At 35.2% G+C, this 21667-nt stretch carries 21 protein-coding genes and 1 pseudogene; 14 read left to right on the plus strand and 8 right to left on the minus strand.

The window, feature by feature from the left end; all coding sequences use genetic code 11:
- The first annotated feature begins 12 nt into the window (after positions 1–12).
- From ACM39_RS12885 to ACM39_RS12945, 14 genes and pseudogenes are all read left to right on the plus strand, one after another.
- Positions 13–2883: a hypothetical protein gene (locus ACM39_RS12885; protein ID WP_048511440.1), complete on the plus strand. Its 2871-nt coding sequence runs from the start codon at positions 13–15 to the stop codon at positions 2881–2883.
- 24 nt (positions 2884–2907) lie between these two features.
- Positions 2908–7131 (plus strand): RHS repeat/hint domain-containing protein, encoded by a 4224-nt coding sequence (locus ACM39_RS12890; RefSeq protein ID WP_053073327.1) that lies wholly within the window; start codon positions 2908–2910, stop codon positions 7129–7131.
- A gap of 2 nt (positions 7132–7133) precedes the next feature.
- Positions 7134–7454 carry a hypothetical protein gene (locus ACM39_RS12895; RefSeq protein WP_048511441.1) on the plus strand — a complete coding sequence of 107 codons (321 nt, stop codon included), beginning with the start codon at positions 7134–7136 and terminating at the stop codon, positions 7452–7454.
- Positions 7444–7743 (plus strand): hypothetical protein, encoded by a 300-nt coding sequence (locus ACM39_RS12900; RefSeq protein ID WP_048511442.1) that lies wholly within the window; start codon positions 7444–7446, stop codon positions 7741–7743. Before ACM39_RS12895 ends, ACM39_RS12900 begins: the two co-directional genes overlap by 11 nt.
- A 40-nt stretch (positions 7744–7783) precedes the next feature.
- On the plus strand, positions 7784–8218 hold the full coding sequence (locus ACM39_RS19365) for a hypothetical protein (protein WP_082140592.1): 435 nt from the start codon (positions 7784–7786) through the stop codon (positions 8216–8218).
- A gap of 18 nt (positions 8219–8236) precedes the next feature.
- Positions 8237–8788 carry a hypothetical protein gene (locus tag ACM39_RS12910; protein ID WP_048511444.1) on the plus strand — a complete coding sequence of 184 codons (552 nt, stop codon included), beginning with the start codon at positions 8237–8239 and terminating at the stop codon, positions 8786–8788.
- Between the two features lie 41 nt (positions 8789–8829).
- Positions 8830–9216, plus strand: coding sequence for a hypothetical protein (locus tag ACM39_RS12915; protein ID WP_228377112.1), 387 nt, complete (start codon positions 8830–8832; stop codon positions 9214–9216).
- A 4-nt stretch (positions 9217–9220) separates the two neighbouring features.
- Positions 9221–9640 (plus strand): hypothetical protein, encoded by a 420-nt coding sequence (locus tag ACM39_RS12920; protein ID WP_048511446.1) that lies wholly within the window; start codon positions 9221–9223, stop codon positions 9638–9640.
- 56 nt (positions 9641–9696) lie between these two features.
- A pseudogene (locus tag ACM39_RS19630) lies at positions 9697–9759 on the plus strand (hypothetical protein); the annotation flags it as partial.
- Positions 9760–9792: 33 nt separating this feature from the next.
- Positions 9793–10053, plus strand: a complete 261-nt coding sequence (locus ACM39_RS12925; protein ID WP_048511447.1) for a hypothetical protein — start codon at positions 9793–9795, stop codon at positions 10051–10053.
- A 64-nt stretch (positions 10054–10117) separates the two neighbouring features.
- Positions 10118–10591 (plus strand): RHS repeat-associated core domain-containing protein, encoded by a 474-nt coding sequence (locus ACM39_RS12930; RefSeq protein ID WP_048511448.1) that lies wholly within the window; start codon positions 10118–10120, stop codon positions 10589–10591.
- A gap of 32 nt (positions 10592–10623) precedes the next feature.
- Positions 10624–11283 carry a hypothetical protein gene (locus ACM39_RS12935; RefSeq protein WP_048511449.1) on the plus strand — a complete coding sequence of 220 codons (660 nt, stop codon included), beginning with the start codon at positions 10624–10626 and terminating at the stop codon, positions 11281–11283.
- Positions 11284–11288: 5 nt separating this feature from the next.
- Positions 11289–11852: a hypothetical protein gene (locus tag ACM39_RS12940; protein ID WP_048511450.1), complete on the plus strand. Its 564-nt coding sequence runs from the start codon at positions 11289–11291 to the stop codon at positions 11850–11852.
- A gap of 110 nt (positions 11853–11962) precedes the next feature.
- Positions 11963–12166, plus strand: a complete 204-nt coding sequence (locus ACM39_RS12945) for a hypothetical protein (RefSeq protein ID WP_048511451.1) — start codon at positions 11963–11965, stop codon at positions 12164–12166.
- A gap of 52 nt (positions 12167–12218) precedes the next feature.
- Here ACM39_RS12945 and ACM39_RS12950 read toward each other — a convergent pair whose 3' ends face one another.
- From ACM39_RS12950 to ACM39_RS12985, 8 genes are all read right to left on the minus strand, one after another.
- Complete coding sequence (locus tag ACM39_RS12950) at positions 12219–13721, minus strand: carbon-nitrogen hydrolase family protein (RefSeq protein WP_048511452.1); 1503 nt, start codon at positions 13719–13721, stop codon at positions 12219–12221.
- A 160-nt stretch (positions 13722–13881) separates the two neighbouring features.
- On the minus strand, positions 13882–15411 hold the full coding sequence (guaA, locus tag ACM39_RS12955; protein ID WP_048511453.1) for a glutamine-hydrolyzing GMP synthase: 1530 nt from the start codon (positions 15409–15411) through the stop codon (positions 13882–13884).
- Between the two features lie 96 nt (positions 15412–15507).
- Positions 15508–16746, minus strand: a complete 1239-nt coding sequence (gene purD / locus ACM39_RS12960) for a phosphoribosylamine--glycine ligase (RefSeq protein ID WP_048511454.1) — start codon at positions 16744–16746, stop codon at positions 15508–15510.
- Positions 16747–16836: 90 nt separating this feature from the next.
- On the minus strand, positions 16837–18354 hold the full coding sequence (gene purH, locus ACM39_RS12965; RefSeq protein ID WP_048511455.1) for a bifunctional phosphoribosylaminoimidazolecarboxamide formyltransferase/IMP cyclohydrolase: 1518 nt from the start codon (positions 18352–18354) through the stop codon (positions 16837–16839).
- Positions 18355–18490: 136 nt separating this feature from the next.
- Positions 18491–19054, minus strand: coding sequence for a phosphoribosylglycinamide formyltransferase (purN, locus tag ACM39_RS12970; protein WP_048511456.1), 564 nt, complete (start codon positions 19052–19054; stop codon positions 18491–18493).
- A gap of 77 nt (positions 19055–19131) precedes the next feature.
- The gene (gene purM / locus ACM39_RS12975) at positions 19132–20124 is read right to left on the minus strand and encodes a phosphoribosylformylglycinamidine cyclo-ligase (RefSeq protein ID WP_048511457.1); all 993 of its coding nucleotides are present in this window, start codon (positions 20122–20124) and stop codon (positions 19132–19134) included.
- A gap of 208 nt (positions 20125–20332) precedes the next feature.
- Entirely contained in the window at positions 20333–20884 is a 552-nt protein-coding gene (locus tag ACM39_RS12980; RefSeq protein ID WP_048511458.1) for an NADPH-dependent FMN reductase, read from the minus strand.
- A gap of 40 nt (positions 20885–20924) precedes the next feature.
- A complete protein-coding gene (locus tag ACM39_RS12985; RefSeq protein WP_048511459.1) occupies positions 20925–21653 on the minus strand; it encodes a pirin family protein in 729 nt (242 codons plus the stop codon).
- Positions 21654–21667: the final 14 nt, after the last annotated feature.

The raw sequence follows: 21667 nt of genomic DNA on the forward strand, positions 1-21667 counted from the left end.
AAATTACAAATAATGAAAAAAATCCTTAAGCTATTAAGCATAATAGCAGCGGTTGCACCGGTACATATTTTTTCACAGCAGCAACCAATTTCAGATATTAATTTTGGAGACTTATCCAAACCTGTGCCTTCAGTTTCATCGTTGGCTACTTATACAGATGCTCCGGTATCACTTGCCACAGGTGTTCCGGATGTTAATTTTCCTTTATTGGGACTATCTTCCAATGATAAAAATATTGCCGCTAATTTATCTTTACAGTATCACCCTCTAAACATGGACACGACAGAAGCAGGAAGTGAAGTTGGGATTGGCTGGTCAATGTTTGCAGGAGGCGTTATATCAAGAGAAATTGTAGATGAATTAGATGAAAGATATGACGACACAGGTTTCAGTGGATACAAAAAAAATAAATTTAATGATATATACTATTATAACCTGCCTGGTATATCAGGGAAATTTAAGTTTGAAAGAAATACAGATACCAATACTTTCCAGGTAGTAAATCTTACACCTAATCATATTAAAATAGAATATACAAGAGACAATAATACTGCTACTCTGATTACCACTTCGTTTACCATAACTGATGATAATGGGTATAAATATATCTTTGATGATTTTAGCCAAAACAGGAGCTATAACCATCCGCTTTTATCCGGGACATTGTTTAAATCTGCTTTTTATCTGACACAAATTAAAAATGCAAATAATGTAGAGCTTTTAAATTTTACCTATCAAAAAGACAATAAAAACAAGCCCGGTACCGGTGAATTACTTTATCAGTTTTGTAAACTAAAGACCATTACCTCTCCGGGAATAGGCTCTATTGTTATCGATTACAATTATGATACGCCTTTGGAAGGTACAATGAATGACCCTTATAGCATTACAAAGGTCTCCCTTAAAAATAATAATATGGGAATCATTTCACAGTACGGTTTTGAATATTCTATGCAGGTAGAAAATAAGCGGACACTGACCAGAATTAACAAGATTAATTTATCCAATCCTACCGGAACTCCACTAGAAACCACAAAGTTGTTATATACAGAGTATTATTTTAACAGTAATTTAGGGGAAGACAGAGCTTGTTCGGCCAATCCTACAAACCCCAATACCACTCCTGTCGGGACATTATACAAAGTCATTCTGCCGACAGGAGGAATGGTTGAATATAATTTTGAAGCGAACCAATATTATAAAAATAAAAACGTTCCTGATTATGTGACCCCAGAAAGTTTTTCAGATCCGGAAGTTCAGTTTATTCAGTCTTTTGTGAATGTAGATTTCGATGTTCCAAATGGCCAAACAAAAACATATACTTTTCAAGTACCGGGAGAGCCGAATAAATTTAAGCCAATATATGTAGATTTTCAGGCCACTAAATATTACCCTAGTTATGGACTTAGTGAACCTTATTCTAATGTTGATTATGTAATAGATAATGATCCCAACCTTACCAATATTTGTTATAGCTTTAATGATGAAGCATTAGAAGGCAGCGCTTGGTCATTTAAAACTTTGTATCTGACACCAGGAATTCACTCGATCAAAATATATGGTACCGGAGGACATGGTACTGCCGGATTTTCACATATTGCAAGTATACCAACTCCCTATAAAAATGCAGTGAGCAATGATAAAAAAGCAGGAATCAGAATTAAAGATATTAAATACTATAATTCTGCTTTGGATTTTGTTGCTAAGAAAACGGTTTCTTATGATTACAGTGTTTTCAATGATCCAAACAGCTCCAGTGGCTACGGATTTTACCCGGAAATGGAAAGTACATCGTCAGATTATGCTCCGGTGATTCTTTATCGAAATGTAAAAGTAACTAATGATAGTGATAACGGATATGTCAATTACTATTTCAAAAATCCTAATGACTATCCAAAAACCCCCTACACTTACAATGGAAATGAAACAAAGTTTTGGCCATATTATAATATTACCAAGTCGGGAGTAATGGAGAAAAAGGAAGTTTTTAATAATCAGAATCAATTGGTAGCTGCCGTTAATTATGATTTTACTTTTGAAACTTTAGATCAGATGCCAGAAGTTTCTGTTGATGGCGGAGTTACGAAGAAAGCCTTTATAAAAAACACAAAGGTTATCACAAGAGATTATACCGGAGCCAACAGGTTTGTTGAAAGTAAGGTAGAAACAGAGTTTAATCCTGTTAATTTTAAAGCAGCATCAGTAAAAGAAACTTCATCAGACGGAAATGTTATGGAAAGAGCTGTTACTTATTCCGCAGGTTCCACAGAATATCAGAATTTAGAAAATGCTTACATGAACGGACTTCCTGTAAAGACTGAAATTAAAAACAATGGGAAACTGATTTCAAGCAGCATGGTGAAATATGAAAATCAAGGCAATCTATATCCTTCATCGGTAGTCAATATTAATGCTAACGATAATACCAGTAAAGTTACCATTAAATATGACGATTATGATTCTAAAGGAAATGTAAGACAATTTACTTCAAATCAGGATACAACAACGGATGCCGGAATTTCAACGGTAATTATTTGGGGATATAATCAAAGCTTTCCGATAGCAAAAATAGAAGGCGCAAAACTTTCAGACATTGGAAGTCTGGCGGATGATATTATTCTAAAATCCAATGCGGATGTGGATATTTCGTCAGAAACTACACTTATCAATGCGTTGGATAATTTCAGAAATTTATCTGCATTGAAGAACTTCGTTGTCACAACATACACTTATGATCCCCTGGTTGGTGTTACCACCGTGACTCCTGCGGACGGGATAAGAGAAATATACAAATATGATAACAACGGAAAGCTGACTTCAGTAGCTGACGTTAACGGAAATATTATTAAGGATTATAAGTACAACATAAAACCACAACCCTAGTAGTTTATACTAAATCAGACAGTTATGAAAAAAAATATATTTATCATATCTTTTCTTATGGTGGCTTTATTTCATGCACAAAGCCTGACCAATACAGAAAATTATATATACAGCAGGACCTATTTAGAATCTGTAACATCAGAGCAGCCGAATGCTGCACAGATTCAAGGAGTTCAATATCTTGACGGATTGGGAAAAACAACGCAGACAATTGCCATTAAAGCATCTCCCAATGGTAAAGACATCGTAGTTCCTTCCCTGTATGACCAATCAGGAAGAAAAACAAAAGACTTTTTACCTCAGCCGATAGATACACAGAACGGAGCCTATATTCCGGGTATCGGAGAAAGTTCAGTAAATTCCTATTATGGAGTTTCCAATGCCTATTCGGAGATTTTATATGAAAAATCACCATTGGCAAGAGTGGTAAAATCGGCTGCTCCGGGAACGGAATGGCAAATGACCGGTGCTCACACCCAAAAAATGGAATACCTGTCCAATGATGCAGGGGAAGTTAAAAAATACAAACCTACAATAAGCTGGAATACTTCTACACAGATTAATGATGTGTCTGTTTCTGTTTCATCCGACGATTCTTATACAACGAATGGCTACTACAACGCCAATACCCTGTATAAAATGGTCACTAAGGATGAAAACGACAACGAAACCCAAACATTTATTAATTCTAAAAAACAGACATTACTGGTAAGAAAAATCAATAAAAAATCAAACGGAGCTATAGAAAATCTGGATACCTATTATGTATATGATGAATTTGGAAACCTCACTCATGTCATTCCGCCTAAAGCTTCTGTTTCTGCTCTGACCACAGAAATAATAAACAATTTATGCTATCAGTATAAATATGATAAATACAACAGAATCGCAGAAAAGAAAATTCCCGGAAAAGGTTGGGAATATATAGTCTATGATAAACAAGGGCGTGCGGTACTTTCACAGGACGCTAATCTGAGAACGACGGCCAACAACTTTGCAAAAAGAGGCTGGATGTTCAATAAATATGACAAATTCGGAAGAGTTGTTTATACAGGATTCTTTGCCAATACCGCAGAAAGACAAACAATGCAGACCGCACTTAATAATATGTCTGCCAATGCCGACAATAACGAAACTCCGAGTACAACCCCATTTACTCTGAACGGAATTGACGTCTACTATACAAAAACAGCTTTCCCGACAGGAAGCATGACTATTTTGAGTGTTAATTATTATGATGAATATCCCACAGGCTCTCCCTCTCAGCCAACACAAATACGAAGTCAGAAAACATTAACGGCTGTTCCTGCAACGATTGTTTCTAACGGACTGACTTCTGTGAGAAGTACCAAGACACTTCCCACAGCAAGCTATATCAAGAATATTGAAAATGACAGCTGGTCATCTGCATTTATCTGGTATGATACTTTAGGAAGGATAATTGGAACCGACAGCAGAAATCATTTGGGAGGATATACCAAAACGGAAACTGAGCTTGACTTTTCAGGTGTGCCACAAAAAACCTTTACCTATCATGCCAGAAAAGCCGATGAGCCGGGAATCACCATCAAAGAACGTTTTATATATGATTCACAAAAAAGGTTAAAACAGCATTACCATCAGGTAGACAGCAGACCCGAGGAATTATTGACAGAAAATACCTATGACGAGCTTTCTCAGCTCATTAATAAAAAAGTAGGAAACAATCTTCAGAGCATTGATTATACCTATAACATCAGAGGCTGGCTAACGGATATCAATAAAAACCAGATGAATTTGCAAGATTTGGGAGGAAAATTATTCTCCTATAAAATCAAATACTTCCAAAAAGAAGGTATCGATAATCCCGATCCGGCACTGTTCCCCGGAAAAAACGTAACGCCGAGATATGACGGCAGCATTACAGAGACAGACTGGAGAGCGGTGGAAACACTGGGGGTAAACCCTTCCCTGACTCCCAAAAGATACGGATATTCATATGACGGGACCAACCGCCTTTTGGCTGGATATTATCAAAACCCGAATAACCCTTACAGCAAGGAGAATACGGAATCGATGGAATATGACCTGAACGGAAATATCAGCAACCTCTACAGGACTTCTGTTATGGAAGGTGGAACCAACACCGCTACGGTAATCGATAACCTGAATTATACCTATGCAGGAAACCGGGTGACAGGCATTACCGATATTTCCCAAAACTTTGCAGGCTACGAAGGAGGCGGTGGCACAATAGGATATGATGCCAACGGAAACATGATAAGCATGCCCGATAAAGGTATCAGTACAATCAAATATAATTATCTGAATCTTCCCAGTGATTTGGAGCTGAGCAGAAACGGTAACGAATATGTTTCTGTTAAAAATCAATACAGTGCAGACGGAGCAAAGCTGAGAAAAGAAAGTAGCGTTACTACAACAGGGTTTAACGGAAGCACAACTATGGTAAATGTGACAGACTATCTCGATGGTTTCCAGTATCTGCATTCAGGCAATCTGCTCCCTCCAGGCGGAGGGTTTGAAATGCTTTCAACACGGGCCATGCAGCCACAGGCTTTCTCCCCTGATGAAGCAAGAATGGTGGCTGACGCCAAAACCCCCGACCTGCAATTCTTCCCTACCGCAGAAGGTTTTTATGATTATACAAAAGATCAGTATATTTACCAATACGTAGACCAGTTGGGAAATGTAAGGATTTCTTATGCCAGAAACAGCGCAGGCGCTCTTGAAATCACCGATAATAATGATTACTACCCTTTCGGGATGAATCATCTGAAAACAGGAACCGCTTATTTTGCCCAGGGAAGCTATAAAAGCTATAAGTACAGCGGAAAAGAATTGCAGGAAACCGGAATGTACAGCTACGGCTGGAGAGAATACATGCCCGATATCGGAAGATGGAACGGGATAGACCAATTGGCGGAAAATTATTTATCCGCAAGCCCGTATGCCTATGTAGTGAATAATCCAATAAGCTTTTTTGATCCGGATGGCAGAGTGACAATGGCGGCTATTTCCGCAACCATGACAGAAGTTACTCCTGATGGAAGCAACTCTTACTGGTACAATAATGGAAATGGAGGATTTACGAGCTACGATGGTGGTGACAAAGGAGGCCATGCAGGAGGCGGAAGTTTGGCGTATGGCTCTACAGTAAGTTACAGCGGTATCTTTACCATGGGTGATGGAGTTTATACTTTACCGCCGGTAATCATCAATGGTAAAGGAAACATTTCTACCTGGGACAATTCTGCAAACTTTGGCTACAACAGCTATCTGATGATGAGCAAAATTACCGGAGCATTAAATAGCTGGAACTACGATGTCAATAGTACTAATTTGGGTTGGGGGATCGCCCACTCTAAAGCATCGAGAGAAGTAGCAGAATTTGAAAATTTTCTTTTCCTTGAACTTCCTGCATCATTTGCAGGTGGAGAACTCGTAAGTGTAGGATGGAGAGCGGCAGGTCTTACAAGATATGTATGTCAGCCTTTGGGAAGATTAAGCAACGGACTATTAAAAATCTGCTTCACAGAAGGAACTTTAGTAGCTACAGAAGAAGGCAGCAAAAAGATTGAAGACATTAAGGAAGGTGACTTGGTATGGAGCTACAACGAAGAAACAGGCAAAAAAGAACTGAAAAAAGTAGTAGAGCTATCCCGCAATACGTCTTCTTCATTAGTAAAAATCTCTGTAAACGGTACGGAAATTACCTGCACCCCGGAACACCCATTCTTTGTAAACGGAAACTGGGTAGAAGCCAAAAACCTGACAAAAGGTACACTTCTAACCACTTTAGACGGAAAAACTTCTCCCGTAGAATCTATTAATTTCTTGGATGAGAAAGTAAAAGTCTATAACTTTGAAGTAGAAGGCAACCATAATTATTATGTTTCCGAGAAAGGGATTTTGGTACATAATGATTGCGGACTTAGCAAAATAATCGAGGCAATTCCAAACAAATATACTGAAATGTTTCAGTGTAAGGAATTTGCGAATTATCTTATGAAAAAAATGATGGGAGAGGGCATTAATGGTGAATTATTAGTGCTAAAATCGGAAACACCATATATTTGGTCAAATACATTTAATCAATCAATTACTAGAAATGGGGACCATGTAGCTGTGAAGGTTGGAAATATGGTTTATGATAATCTATTTCCAAAAGGGATTCAATATTCTAAATGGTTGCAAGATTTAGAAGTAGGTTCACATTTGCTTCCACCTCCAACAGTAACACCTTTTTAATTATGAATGATTTTATAAAACTATTATCAGATTTAGAAAAACAACCTTTGTTATTTATAAACAAAAAAGACATAAGCTTATTAAATGCCTTTATTACTGGATATTTATTAAACGATATTTTCAGAAATAATAAAAGACCGAATTATGATTTTAGATCAAGTTTCAGTGAATGGCTAAAAGAAAAATACAATTTTGAGCAAGAACTTTCTTGGGCGGAATATCTTAATAGCCTGAGCAAATATGAAAGCTTAAATGCTGTTGACTTGTTTTTTAGAGAGTTTCATATATTTCAAAAAGAAACAAATAATTATTATGGAATTTAATGAATTAATGTTACACATAGAAAAAAGACCACAAGTTTATGTTGGAGAGAAAAATCTTCCTTTAATTTCCGCATTTTTGGATGGTTATTTATGTAATGACGCAATACGATTAGGAGAAAGAGCTAAATATGATTTCAGATATGATTTTGGAGAATGGTTAAAAAATAAGTTCAATTATAAATTAGAATTTGGTTGGCTAACTATTATAAATGAAATAAGCTATAAAGAAAATTTAGATGCTGTAGATGTATTTTTTAGAGAATATCATTTATTTAATAAAGAAAAATAAAATATTAATAAATATTCCTTTACGATTTCAGTAAGGGAATATTTTCTTCAAGAAAGTAAAAGTCTATAACTTTGAAGTAGAAGGCAACCATAATTATTATGTTTCCGAGAAAGGGATTTTGGTGCATAATAACTGTGAATGGACAAGTGCGATAGCAAAGACATTAGAAAACCAGTCATCACGTTTTACAAGTCATCTTTCTGAACATTTCTTTGCTGGTGAATTTAATATAGGAGGCAGACCTTTATCGCAAATGTTTCAAAAAGGATTGTCATATAAAGATGTATTAGAAGAGGCAACCATACGTATTGGAAGAGGTGAAGGCACATTTGGGACTTCTACAAAAGGAGCAAAGGAAATAATATTGGATTTTGGAAGAATGATAAACGAATCGGGAACCACAACTCAAGTACGGATATGGATGGATAAAACTGGAACAAACATTGGAAGTTTGCATCCTTATCTTCTACAGTAACAATTTAATAATCTTATAATGAAAATAGAAACAAATAGAGAACTTTTTGGATTTCAACCCTATGAATTTGATAGCTTTTTGGGTGGGATTTCTTTAATACGTGGATATAAATATATGGATAAATTCATATGTGATATAATGTTATACAAGGAGGAAGGAAATTATTATGACTATGAAGACGAAAATATTAATTTCTATAGCCCTACAGAAATTAATGAAAATGGGATATTTTTTTTTGAAATAAAAAATAAATTTTTATTAACAGAAAATGAGAAGTTCCAGTTCTTTACCAACTTTCAAATTGATAAAGAAGATCTGGATATTATAATGATCGAAGCTATTGCGAAAGAGAGCAATAATAAATATTACTGGACATATTCAACAATGGATTATTTAATTGCAACAACAAATAAAAGATCTGAAGATATATATTTTGATTATTATCCTCATGAAATTGCTTTCGTTTTAAACAGATTTTTACTTTTGAAAAATATTACCAAAAATGATATAATAGATAAGCTTCAATCTCTAAAAACAGAAGAAAATATAATTTCTGGATTTTATAAATAATTAGGAAAGAGTTATTTACATTTAGAATAACTCTTTCATTTATTGACTTTGAAGTAGAAGGCAACCATAATTATTATGTTTCTGAGAAAGGGATTTTGGTACATAACAATTGTGAAAGATTTTTAGGCTTAACAGATGACTTGTATGCGGAAGGACAATATTTTGTATATTCAAAAAACTATATTTCTGGAAATACATATACAAAGTCCATTTCATTATTAGCTAAAGCACAAGAATCGACAGACCTTAATTTATTACTAAAAACAATGTTTAATGAAGCAAAAAGTCATGGAGCAACAATGCTTGAATTAAGAGGAACAGATATAATGAATAATAAATTATTTAATGAAGCCGTTGCTCGAAGATTAGGTTTCACTTTTGAGAAATTAAGTGAATCATCAATAAGACTTACAGCCCCAATTCCTTAACAAAATGAAAATATCAATTTTAGAAGCGAAATTCAGAAGAAGCAAACTTGAACTGAATTATACTGAATTATGGAAGACTTTAAATATTTCTAAACAAAATATTATTTTGCAAACTATTAATTTATCCATAAATGAAACGCCTATTGTCACATCTTTTATAAATAATGTTGAATGGTGGTTAATAACAGATCAAACAATTTATAATTATAATAATTACTTAGATAAAATACTTTTAAGTAACATTTCAAAAATTGAAATATTCAAAGACATTAAAACTCTTAATGAAAGTTGTATAAACATTTACTACAATGAAAAAATATTACCATTAAAACTTGAGGAAAAATCTTGGATAATAATAATAGAAATATTAAAACACTTAACGCATCTAAATATTTCTATTGATAAGAACTTTGATAAATATTAAACTGTAAATTATTCTTTCACAAAAAAGTGAAGGAATATCTATAGCCTTATTCAAAAATCTATAACTTTGAAGTAGAAGGTGACCATAATTATTATGTTTCTGAGAAAGGGATTTTGGTGCATAATAATTGTACAGAAGAGTTAATTAGCAGAATGATAAGTCAAGATTCAAGAATTGTTAAATTAGCTCGTGAAACATTTAAAAGCAATAAGGCTATTGCAAAAGAAGCAGAAAATTTAATAATGAATTTAGAAAGAGGAAATATGAATCCAGGTATTAGTACTAAAAATGTTGCCAGAGATATTTTAGAGTTTCTATTTTTTTTGAGACAAAAGTTTATCCTTTTTATACTCTCTGAGCCGGGAGAATGTTATAATATTCAGGTGTTGATTTCAATACCTGATTTTAAATAAGTTTTGCAAAAACAGCGCAGGCGCTCTTGAAATCACCGATAATAATGATTACTACCCCTTCGGGATGAATCATCTGAAAACAGGAACCGCTTATTTTGCCCAGGGAAGCTATAAAAGCTATAAGTACAACGGAAAAGAATTGCAGGAAACGGGAATGTACAGCTACGGCTGGAGAGAATATATGCCGGATATTGGAAGATGGAACGGGATAGACCAATTGGCGGAAAATTATTTATCCGCAAGCCCGTATGCCTATGTAGTGAATAATCCAATAAGCTTTTTTGATCCGGATGGCAGAGTGACAATGGCGGCTATTTCCGCAACCATGACAGAAGTTACTCCTGATGGAAGTAACTCTTACTGGTACAATAATGGAAATGGAGGATTTACGAGCTACGATGGTGGTGACAAAGGAGGCCATGCCGGGGGCGGAAGTTTGGCGTATGGCTCTACAGTAAGTTACAGCGGTATCTTTACAATGGGAGATGGAGTTTATACATTACCGCCGCTGGTGCTTTCGGGAAGTAGTTCCAGATAGGACAGCCGGTACAGAATTATTTTAACTCTTACATGAATAATCTCAATAATAATTGGGGAGCAAATGTCGCAATGGGAGTTACCGGAGTGATGTCTTTACCTACGGGTGGCGGAGCTTCAGCAGGAACCTGGACTGCAATTAGAGGTATATTAGGAGAATTAGCAGGAGGACTAAGAGCCGGTTTATGGTCTTTGCCACTAATGTTAAACGGAGATAGTGCTCATGCTCCTGCTTATAATATACCTCTTACAACATCTGTAGATGTACCTGCTACAACGACTGACACAAATGGAGAACAGATTACCCATTTTTATAGAGCAATGTCTAATGCAGAATATTCTTCTACTTTAGGATACTTACAAGATAGAAATAGCTCTGGTGAAGGACCGCATGTGCGTGCAGATATAGGATATTTGCTTTCAGCATCATTTATAAATAAAGCAAATTCTCCATATAATGTAATTGTTGAATACAGAATGTTGCAATCGAGCACAAGAAGTTTTTATTTAACCCCCTATCAATATGTTCCAGGAACTGGATCTGGAGGGACAATTTTTAATGTTGCGCGAGCTACAGGATTAAATTATTTAAAGTATGAAAAAGGTGTATCAATTGGTTTTCCCGGAAATTCAACGATATTATTTAATAGTGCTCTAATTACTCCTCCAAGAATTTATAAGAATATAAAATAAAAATTATGTTTGAATCTAATTATATACAATATCAAAAAATATTATCTGGAGAATGTACAGATATTAATTTAATAATGAATAGTCATTCAATCTATGATATATTAAAAAAAGAAGCTATATCAATTTATGATACTGTTCAAGATAAAGATAAGTGGTTGAAATCAGAAATTTTGAGTTTAATAGATAATAAAATTTATATTCCATTGAATTTTAATTTAGAATTTAAAAATATATATTTAAATAGTTTTTTAAGATTTGACTTAATAAATGAATATTTAAAAAATAAAAACTTAGAATTTGATATAACTTCTGATTTAAATTTAGTTGTGGAAAAATCGTCTGAAAATGGAAAGCTTTATAAAGTTTTACATATATTATTTATAATGATTACTAATTCAATCACTGATGAAAGTACATTCGCTTTTATAGAGAAATTACTATACATATATAATAAGAATAACTCTTTTGAAGATAAAACTTTAATTTATGATATTAGTGATTTTATTGAAAGTAAGTATAGTTTTAACAAACTAAATTATCTTAAAACCAAATTTCCATTGATTTGGTAATGTTCCAAATTATGGACAAATACGCCCTGCAGTTCCTATGAATGTGGGAACATTTAGAACATTAATTTACAGTATTGGTCCAGCTTGGCAACCTGTAAAATAATAATTATATGGAAGAAAAAGATGTTATTATAAGAAAAATTTTAGAAAAATTGTATATTGAATTTAATCCGGAAAATTTATATCAGTTGACTCTTGAACAATACGGAGATTTCTTGATTTCAATATTTGAATATATAAATTTGTACAAAGACAAATACCATTTGAATGAAAAAGATTTTATGGAATTTAATAAGGTTATTCATCATAAATAGTATTATGATAAATTAAAAAGGCCCGGAATGTAAAACATTCCGGGCCTTTTTTTTACTTAAGATAGGTTTCATACAAATCTTTCCGTCTGTCTTTCATCACCTGAACTGAACCATTATAATGTAAATCTTTAAGCAGATTCAAATCTACATCCACAATTAATGTCATTTCGGTATTTGGAGTTGCCTCTCCTTTTACCGCGTTGGATGGAAAGGCAAAATCAGAAGGCGTAAAAACGGCCGCCTGGCCAAACTGGATATCCATATTGTTAACACCCGGAAGATTTCCCACACACCCTGCAATCGCAACATAACATTCATTTTCAATCGCTCTGGCTGCCGCGCAGTGTCTCACTCTCATGTATGCATTTTGTGTGTCTGTGAGGTAAGGAACAAATAAAATTTTCATTCCCTGATCTGCTAAAATTCTAGGTAACTCAGGAAACTCAACATCATAGCAGATAACAAGTCCTATTTTTCCGCAATCTGTATCAAAAACCTTGATTTCATTTCCTCCCTTCATTCCATAATACTTTCTTTCGTTGGGTGTAATATGAATTTTCCTATATTCATCTATCCTACCGTCTCGGTGAAGAAGATAGCTTACATTATAAAGGTCATTATTCTCAAAAACAGGCATGCTTCCCGAAATAATATTCACATTGTAGCTGATAGCCAATTCGGAAATTTTATTTTTAATCTCTTCAGACAATTTGGCGAGCTCTATCATACTGTCCCTTTCAGAAAGTTTGTTATATGGTGCCAGTAAAGGTGTATTGAATAATTCCGGAAATAATACAAAATCTGATTTATAATCCCCCATTACATCTACAAAAAACTCTACCTGCTCATAGAAGGCATTAATATCTTTAAAATGCCTCATTTGCCATTGTACCAATCCCAGCCGGATGATACTGTCCTGCATGGTATTTGGCTTTTTGCTGTAATAGATGTTATTCCATTGTAGCAAAACCGCGTTTTCTCTTGAAGATTCATCTTCAGGAAGATACTTTTTAAGAACTCTTATTGGTAGAAAGTTATTGGATAGTTGAAAAGATAACACAGGATCATAAATTTCCTTATCCCTTACCCTTCTGATATATTCCCTGGGTGAAAGTTCGTGGCTGTATTTATGATAATTCGGAATTCTACCTCCTAAAACGATTGATTTTAAATTTAATAATTCGCACAATTCTTTCCTTGCATCATATAATCTTCTTCCAAGCCGTAATTCTCGGTATTCCGGGTCTACAAAAATCTCGATCCCATACAGGACATCCCCGGTTGAGAGATGCGTATTAAATGTATAATTCCCGGTAATATCGCTGTAGGTATGATCATCTCCAAATTCATTATAATTAACAATAATTGAAAGCGCAACAGCCGCCAATTTTCCGTCTACAGTGATACAAATCTGGCCTTTCGGAAATATTCTTGTCAGTTTTTCAATACTTTTCCTAGACCATATTGATTCAGACATTTGGGGATAAGCACGCTTCATCGTCACTACCAATTCTTCATAATCCTGAACTGTCAGGGTTCTGGTTTCTATTTGCATTTAATGTAATTTTACTTAAATGTAATAAAAAAATGCAGAAAAAAAACAAAACCTCCCTTTCGGGAGGCTAAAAACACAAATGATGAAAAAAAAATTATTTCGAATTACAAATATACATGCAAATACAATAATATGCTATGAGTATAATCATAAAAATAAATTACTCCCATTCAATAGTTGCCGGCGGTTTACTTGAAATATCGTAAGCTACTCTGTTGATACCTCTTACCTCATTAATGATTCTGCTGGAAACGGTATCTAAAAATTCGTAAGGAAGTCTGCTCCAGGTTGCCGTCATAAAGTCGATGGTATTGGCGGAACGAACTACAGCCGTGTATTCATAAGTCCTTTCATCTCCCATTACTCCGACAGATTTTACAGGAAGAAGCACTACAAAAGCTTGGGAAACTTTTTCGTATAAATCATTTTTATATAATTCTTCAATGAAAATGTCATCAGCTTCCTGTAAAATTCTCACTTTTTCAGCATCAACAGCTCCCAATACTCTGATTCCTAATCCCGGGCCGGGGAAAGGATGCCTGTGTACCAAATGATGAGGAATCCCCAATTCTTCCCCTACTTTTCTTACTTCGTCTTTGAACAATTCTCTCAAAGGCTCAAGCAATTCAAACTCCATTTCTTCCGGAAGCCCACCAACGTTGTGATGAGATTTGATAACCGCAGAAGGTCCGTTTACAGACTGGCTTTCAATTACATCAGGATAAATTGTTCCCTGGGCTAAAAATTTAGCTCCTTCAATTTTATGAGATTCTTCATCAAAAACATGAATAAATTCGTTTCCGATGATTTTTCTTTTTTGTTCAGGATCATCAACGCCTGCTAATTTTGATAAAAATCTTTCAGAAGCATCAACCAATTTAATGTTCATATGGAAATGTTCTCCATAATTATCCATTACTTTCTGACCTTCATTTTTTCTTAATAAACCTGTGTCTACAAAGATACAAGTCAATTGATCACCAATTGCTCTGTGGATTAAAACTGCTGCTACAGAAGAATCAACCCCTCCTGAAAGTCCAAGGATGACTTTTTGATCTCCTACCCTTTCACGGATTTCTGCGATTGTTTTGTCTATATAATTAGCCAGTTTCCAGTTTTTCTCTGCATTACAGATTCCGAAAACGAAATTTTCCAGCATTTTTCCTCCTTCTTCCGTATGGGAAACTTCCGGATGAAACTGTACACAATAGATTTTTTTATCTTCATTTGAAATTGAAGCTATTACACCGGATTTTGCATTTAATTCAAAACCTGCAGGTAATTCTCCAACCTCATCAAAATGGCTCATCCAAACAATAGAATTCTGAGTAACTCCTCGTAATAAAGAACTTTCTTTAATAATATCTAAATGGGCTTTTCCATACTCCCCTTTTACTCCTTTGTGAACTTTTCCGCCCAAAAGGTGCGCTGTCAGCTGCATTCCATAGCAAATTCCCAACACAGGAACTCCCTGCTCATATAACTCTCTCTCAACTAAGTGAGCATTTTCTGCATTTACAGAACTTGGTCCGCCTGAAAGGATAATTCCTCTTGGCTGTTTTTCTAAAATAGTTTTTAATGGTGTATTGAATGGTAAAATTTCAGAATATACACCCATCTCACGGATTCTTCTTCCGATAAGCTGATTGTATTGTGATCCGAAGTCTAATATGATGATACCGTTGTTCATTTTTTGAATTATTATTAATACTTAAGCTTACTGCTCATTTAAACGTTTTACAAAAAAAGACTTGGAACTGCTCCAAATCTTTTTTCATGATTTTTATTAAAACTTTCCGATGTCTTCTCTATAGAAGCCGTAGTCGAAATGTACATGGCTTGCATCTTCGTAAACTTTCTTGCGGGCATCTTCATAAGTCGCTCCCGTAGCTACGATGTTTAGAACTCTACCCCCGTTTGAAACTACTTTATCGCCTTTTCTGACAGCTCCTGCGTATAAAAGTTTGCTGTGCTTTAATTTATCTTCGCCCACGATTTCAAAACCTGTCTCAATATTTCTCGGGTAACCTCCTGAACACATAACAAGGCAAACTGCTTTTTCGTCTTTAAACTTAAGCTCGATGTCTCTTCCTTCCATACAGTCATTGATAACATCTAACAGGTTGTTTTCCATTAAAGCCATCAATACCTGAGTTTCAGGATCTCCGAATCTCATATTGTATTCCAAAAGGTAAGTTCCGTTTTTTGTAACCATTAATCCGAAGAAAATAATTCCTTTAAAGCTGAAACCCTCACCTTTAAGTCCTGCTACGGTTGGTTCTAAAATATTTTTCTCGAAATCCGCATAATGTTCAGGGGTAAACTCAGGGCTTGGAGCTACTGAACCCATACCTCCTGTATTTGGTCCCGTATCACCGTTTCCTGCTTTTTTATAATCTTTAGCAGCAATACAAGGGAAAATCTTTTCACCGTTTGAGAAAGCAATGATTGAAGCCTCAAAACCTTGTAAAAATTCTTCGATAACTAAACGAATTCCCGCATCTCCATAAATTCTTCTAATCATAAAATCATGGATGGTAGCTTCCGCTTCTTCCAAAGTATCGCAAATGACAACACCTTTTCCGCCAGCCAAACCACTAGCTTTAATTACTAAAGGAAATTCCTGCGTCTGAACATATTCCTTAGCTTCGTTATATGAATCAAATACCACAGCTTTTGCTGTTTTGATATCATAGGTCTGCATAAATTTCTTAGAGAAAGCCTTGCTTCCTTCTAAGCTGGCTACTTTTTGATTCGGACCAAAAACTTTAAGGTCATGCTTCTTGAATTCATCCCTCAAACCAGCTACAAGCGGTGCTTCAGGACCCACGATAGTTAAATCTACCTTTTCTTTGATAGCAAAATCTCTAAGTTCTTTAATCTCTGATAAATGCACATTTTTTCCTATTACATCGGTAGTTGCGTTTCCGTTGGCAAAAAACATTTTAGTAACTCTGGAGTCATTCTGAAGTTTCGCTGCCAAAGCAGATTCCCTTCCACCTTCACCTATGATTAATATTCTCATACTTTATTTATTATCTAGTCTAATTTTACAAATATATAATTTTGAATGCTATAAATACAATCTCAAAATTATTTTTTAATTCTATTTTAATTAATGTAAAAAATGTCTAATCCCAGTGAACATCATCGGAATTTTATGCTCATTTGCCGCTTCGATGCTGTCCTGATCTTTTACACTTCCTCCCGGCTGAATAATCGCTGTAATTCCTTCCTGAGCGCAGAAATCTACCACATCACGGAAAGGGAAAAACGCATCAGAAGCCAATACTAGATCTCCTGAAAATTTTTCTTTAGCCCTTTCAATGGCCTGCTGAGTTGCCCAGATTCTGTTTACCTGGCCCCCTCCGATTCCGAAAGCCTGAATTCCGTTTGAAACAACAATGGCATTAGATTTTACATATTTTACTACTCTCTGAGAGAAAAGCAATGCTTTTTTCTGCTCTTCTGTCGGTTGAGTTTCAGTTACCACTTTAATATCATCAGAGAAGATACTGTCGTTGTCCTGAACTAAAATTCCTCCGTCGATTTTCACCCAAGCCTGTTTGTCAGAAACCGGATTAACAATTTTTATAATTCTTAAATTTTTCTTTTTTCTTAGAATTTCTAAAGCTTCGTCGTCAAATCCAGGAGCCATTACGATTTCAAGAAATGTTTTATTTAATTCTTCAGCTGTTGCAGCGTCAATTTTGTAGTTCATTGCAACAATTCCGCCAAAGATAGAAACCGGATCACATTCGAAAGTTTTTTGATATGTTTCCAAAGCCGAAGTTCCGATAGCAACTCCGCAGGGTGTAGAGTGTTTTACTGCACAACAGGCCATTTCTTCCTTAAATTCAGTAACTACTTTCCAGCAAAGGTCCATATCACGAAGGTTATTGAAAGACAATTCTTTACCCCCCAATTGTTCAAAATCTTTCATGGCACCGTTTTCGAAAGTAGAAACATAATAAGCTGCCGTCTGATGTGGGTTTTCACCGTATCGAAGATCAGAAACTTTTTTGTAAGATGCATTGAGATACTTAGGATATTCTTCATCTAAAAGCATTCTTGAAATAGCTGCATCATAAGCAGAGGTAAGATTGAATACTTTTCCTGCCAGCTTTTTACGTGTTTCAATATATGTATCGCCGTTTTGTTCCATTTCTATTTTTACTGTTGTATAATCTTCAACATCAGTAATGACCGTAACAGAATCAAAGTTTTTAGCCGCAGAACGAAGCATTGAAGGGCCGCCGATATCGATGAACTCTACCTTCTCATGTAAAGAAATATCTTTGTTTACATTTTCGAAAAAGGGATAAAGGTTCACGATAACCATGTCAATCAGACCAATTCCGTGCTCCTGAACCGTTTTCATGTGCTCTTCATTTGAACGGACTGCCAACAATCCACCGTGAACTTTCGGGTGCAATGTTTTTACTCTTCCGTCTAACATTTCAGGGAAATTGGTAACCTCATCAATCTGAATTGGATTTAAACCAGCATCTTTCAAGTGTTTGAATGTCCCTCCCGTAGAAATCAATTCATAGTTTTGGGCTTCCAAAAACTGCGCAAATTCTATTAATCCGCTCTTGTCAGAAACACTGATTAAAACTCTTTTTTTGCTCATTTTACTTTCGATTTTTTACTTTTTACAGCTATTTCAAACTGTAAACCGGTTCTTTCACCTCCGGTTTTATTATTTTACTTAGATTTTTCAAATTTTTCGAAATATTTTCTCATCCAAAATCTAATGTGTTTTCTTCTTAATTACCAAGAATTTTATTGATGGCTTTTGGGAAAATTTCATATTCAATTAAATGAACTTTTTCCGCTAAGGTTTCGGGAGTATCATTTTCTGTGACTTCGAATGATTTTTGAAGAATTGCTTCCCCTTCGTCAATTCCTGAAGTTACAAAATGTACTGTAGCTCCGCTTTCTTTTTCTTTAGCTTCAATCACAGCATTATGAACATGATGTCCCCACATTCCCTTTCCTCCGTATTTTGGAAGCAAAGCAGGATGTATATTGATTATTTTTCCGATCCAGTTTTCGCAAAACTCGGGTTTTAAAATTGATAAAAATCCGGCTAATACAATCAAATCTGTATTCTCAGGGATAATTTTACTCAATTCGCTGCTGAAGTTTTTCCCTCTCGGAATCAGAATATTTTCTATGCTATGATTTCTTGCTCTTTCAAGTCCGAAACATTCTCTGTCTGCAACCACCAAAGATATTTTTGCATTGCGGATTTCTCCGTTATCAATGGTATCGATAATCCTTTGAAGGTTAGTTCCTGAACCTGAAACGAGTACAACGATATTTTTCATGTTTATGAATGTAACAATGTATCAGTCTATCAATGTAACAATAATTTTAATTGGCACACCGGTACATTGATAAATTATTATATTGAAAGATTTATCTTTTCGCTTCCTTCTGTGATTTCTCCGATTTCGTAAGCATCATCCAGAAGATGTAATACTTTTTCAGCATGTTCAGCATCAACTACCACAATCATTCCCACACCCATATTGAATGTTCCGAACATTTCTTCACGAGCTACGCCACCTCTTTTTTCCAATTCGAGCATGATGCTTGGAATTTTGATTTTTGAAGCATCAATCGAAGCACATAATCCGTCACCGATAATTCTTGGAATGTTTTCATATAATCCGCCTCCTGTGATATGAGCGATTCCTGAAACTTTAACTTCTTCAAGAATTTTATGAATATCTTTATAATATAATCTTGTCGGAACTAAAAGTGTCTCATACAAAGGTTTTCCTTCAAATTCTTCTTCAAAATCAGGAAACACTTTTCTTACCAAAGAGAATCCGTTTGAATGAAAACCCGAACTTGGAAGAGCAATAATTTTATTTCCTGGTTTGATATTAGAACCGTCAATAATCTGGTCTTTTTCTACAATTCCTACACAGAATCCTGCAACATCATAATCCCCAGGCTGGTACATCCCCGGCATTTCAGCAGTTTCACCGCCAATCAGTGCACAGTGATTATCTTTGCATGCCTCAACCATACCTAAAACGATTTCGGCCGCAATTTCAGAATCTAATTTTCCGCAAGCCAGATAATCTAAAAAGAACAAAGGCTTTGCACCATGACAAAGAATATCATTGGCACACATCGCAAAACAATCTACTCCGATAGAATCGTATTTTTTAGAATCTAAAGCTACTTTCAGCTTCGTTCCCACTCCATCGGTTCCTGAAACCAAAACAGGATTTTTATACCCTCCGATCTCGTAGAAAGCCCCAAAACTCCCCAAATGATTCAATACATTGGAATTGTGAGTTTCTCCAACCGCTTTCTTGATTTTGTCAACGGTTTTGTATCCTTCTTCTTTGTCTACTCCTGCTGATTTGTATGTGTTGCTCATGTCTACTTTTAGAAATTTATTTCAAACTTTTATTCAAATTTAGAAAACAAAAAAGCCGACAATCTTAGTAGATTATCGGCCAGTATTTTATCTCAGAATTTCAGAGCCCACAATTTTCCCTTTCTTGGAAAAGCATTCTTTATGGGAGGTCTGAATTTTCATCTTCTTTCTTTTTGCAAAGATATTAATTTTAAATTAATATTCAAACCTATTTTTCAAGGATAGATTCTATAGCCGAAATCTTCTGGATTTTTTCTCTTAATTCGCTGTCTTTCTCTTCATTGGAAATCTTCTGAGCTGTTTTATCAAAATTATCATTAAAGAAAGGAAGCGAAAAAGTTTCTACAATATTTCCGCCGTGAAAAGGAAAACGCTTTGTGGCGGCTTCCAAAACTCCAGCCCCGCCTCTTGCTCCCGGAGCAGCAGACATGAGTAACATTGGAACCTCATTCCAAACCGTTCTGTCTTTGATTCTTGACACCCAGTCAAACACGTTTTTGAATGCTGTTGAGTACGTTCCATTGTGTTCCGGCAACGAAACCAGTAATAAGTTTGCCCCGTCAATTTTTGCAGCAAAATCTTTTGCTTCCTGCGGAACTCCATTCGCTAACTCTCTTTCGTGTTTGTAAATCGGCATTTCAAAAGGGTTTAGATCTACTACTTCTACTTCTGCATTTTCAAAGATTGCTGATGCATAAGCTACCAATTGCTTATTCATTGAATTCTCGGAATTCGTTCCTGCTATTGCTAAAATTTTCATTATATATTATCTTGATTTTAAAATTGTACAAATTTAATTATTATTTAAGGTAAGAAGGTAATTCCATAGGAACTTCCATTAAAAGAATTTCTGTATCATCAACCGCTTCGATATTAAAACTTTGGGTGTCCCAAATTCCCAAACCGTCTCTTTCGTTTAAAACTCTGTCGCCTATTTTTGCACTTCCTTTTAAAACAAAAGCATAAACTCCGTTTCCTTTTTTGTTGAGCATATAGTTTTTGCCGTTTCCTTTCGTAAAATTGGCTAAGTTAAACCATGCATCCTGGTAAATCCAAACTCCTTCGTCATTTTTATTTGGAGATAAAATCTGCTGAAAACCATTGATTTTTTTGCCTTCTTTAATGCTTTTCTGATCGTATCGTGGTTCAACATCCACTTCTCTCGGGAAAATCCAGATCTGCAGGAATTTTACAGCTTCATCTTTATTTTTGTTGTATTCGCTGTGCATCACGCCTGTTCCTGCGCTCATCACCTGAATCTCTCCTTTTTTGATAACAGCTGTCGTTCCCATTGAGTCTTTGTGTTCCAAATCACCTTCCAAAGGAATGGAAATGATTTCCATATTTTTGTGAGGATGTGTACCAAACCCCATTCCCTGGGAAACAGTATCATCGTTTAATACTCTCAATGCTCCAAAATGGGTTCTCTCAGAGTTTTGGTAATTCGCAAAACTAAATGTATGATAACTGTTTAGCCAGCCGTGATTGGCATGGCCTCTTGTATCTGCTTTATGATATACTGTTTTCATATTGTGATTATTTA

The sequence above is a fragment of the Chryseobacterium sp. FH2 genome (genome assembly GCF_001045455.1).
In the GTDB taxonomy this organism is placed as follows: Bacteria; Bacteroidota; Bacteroidia; order Flavobacteriales; family Weeksellaceae; genus Chryseobacterium.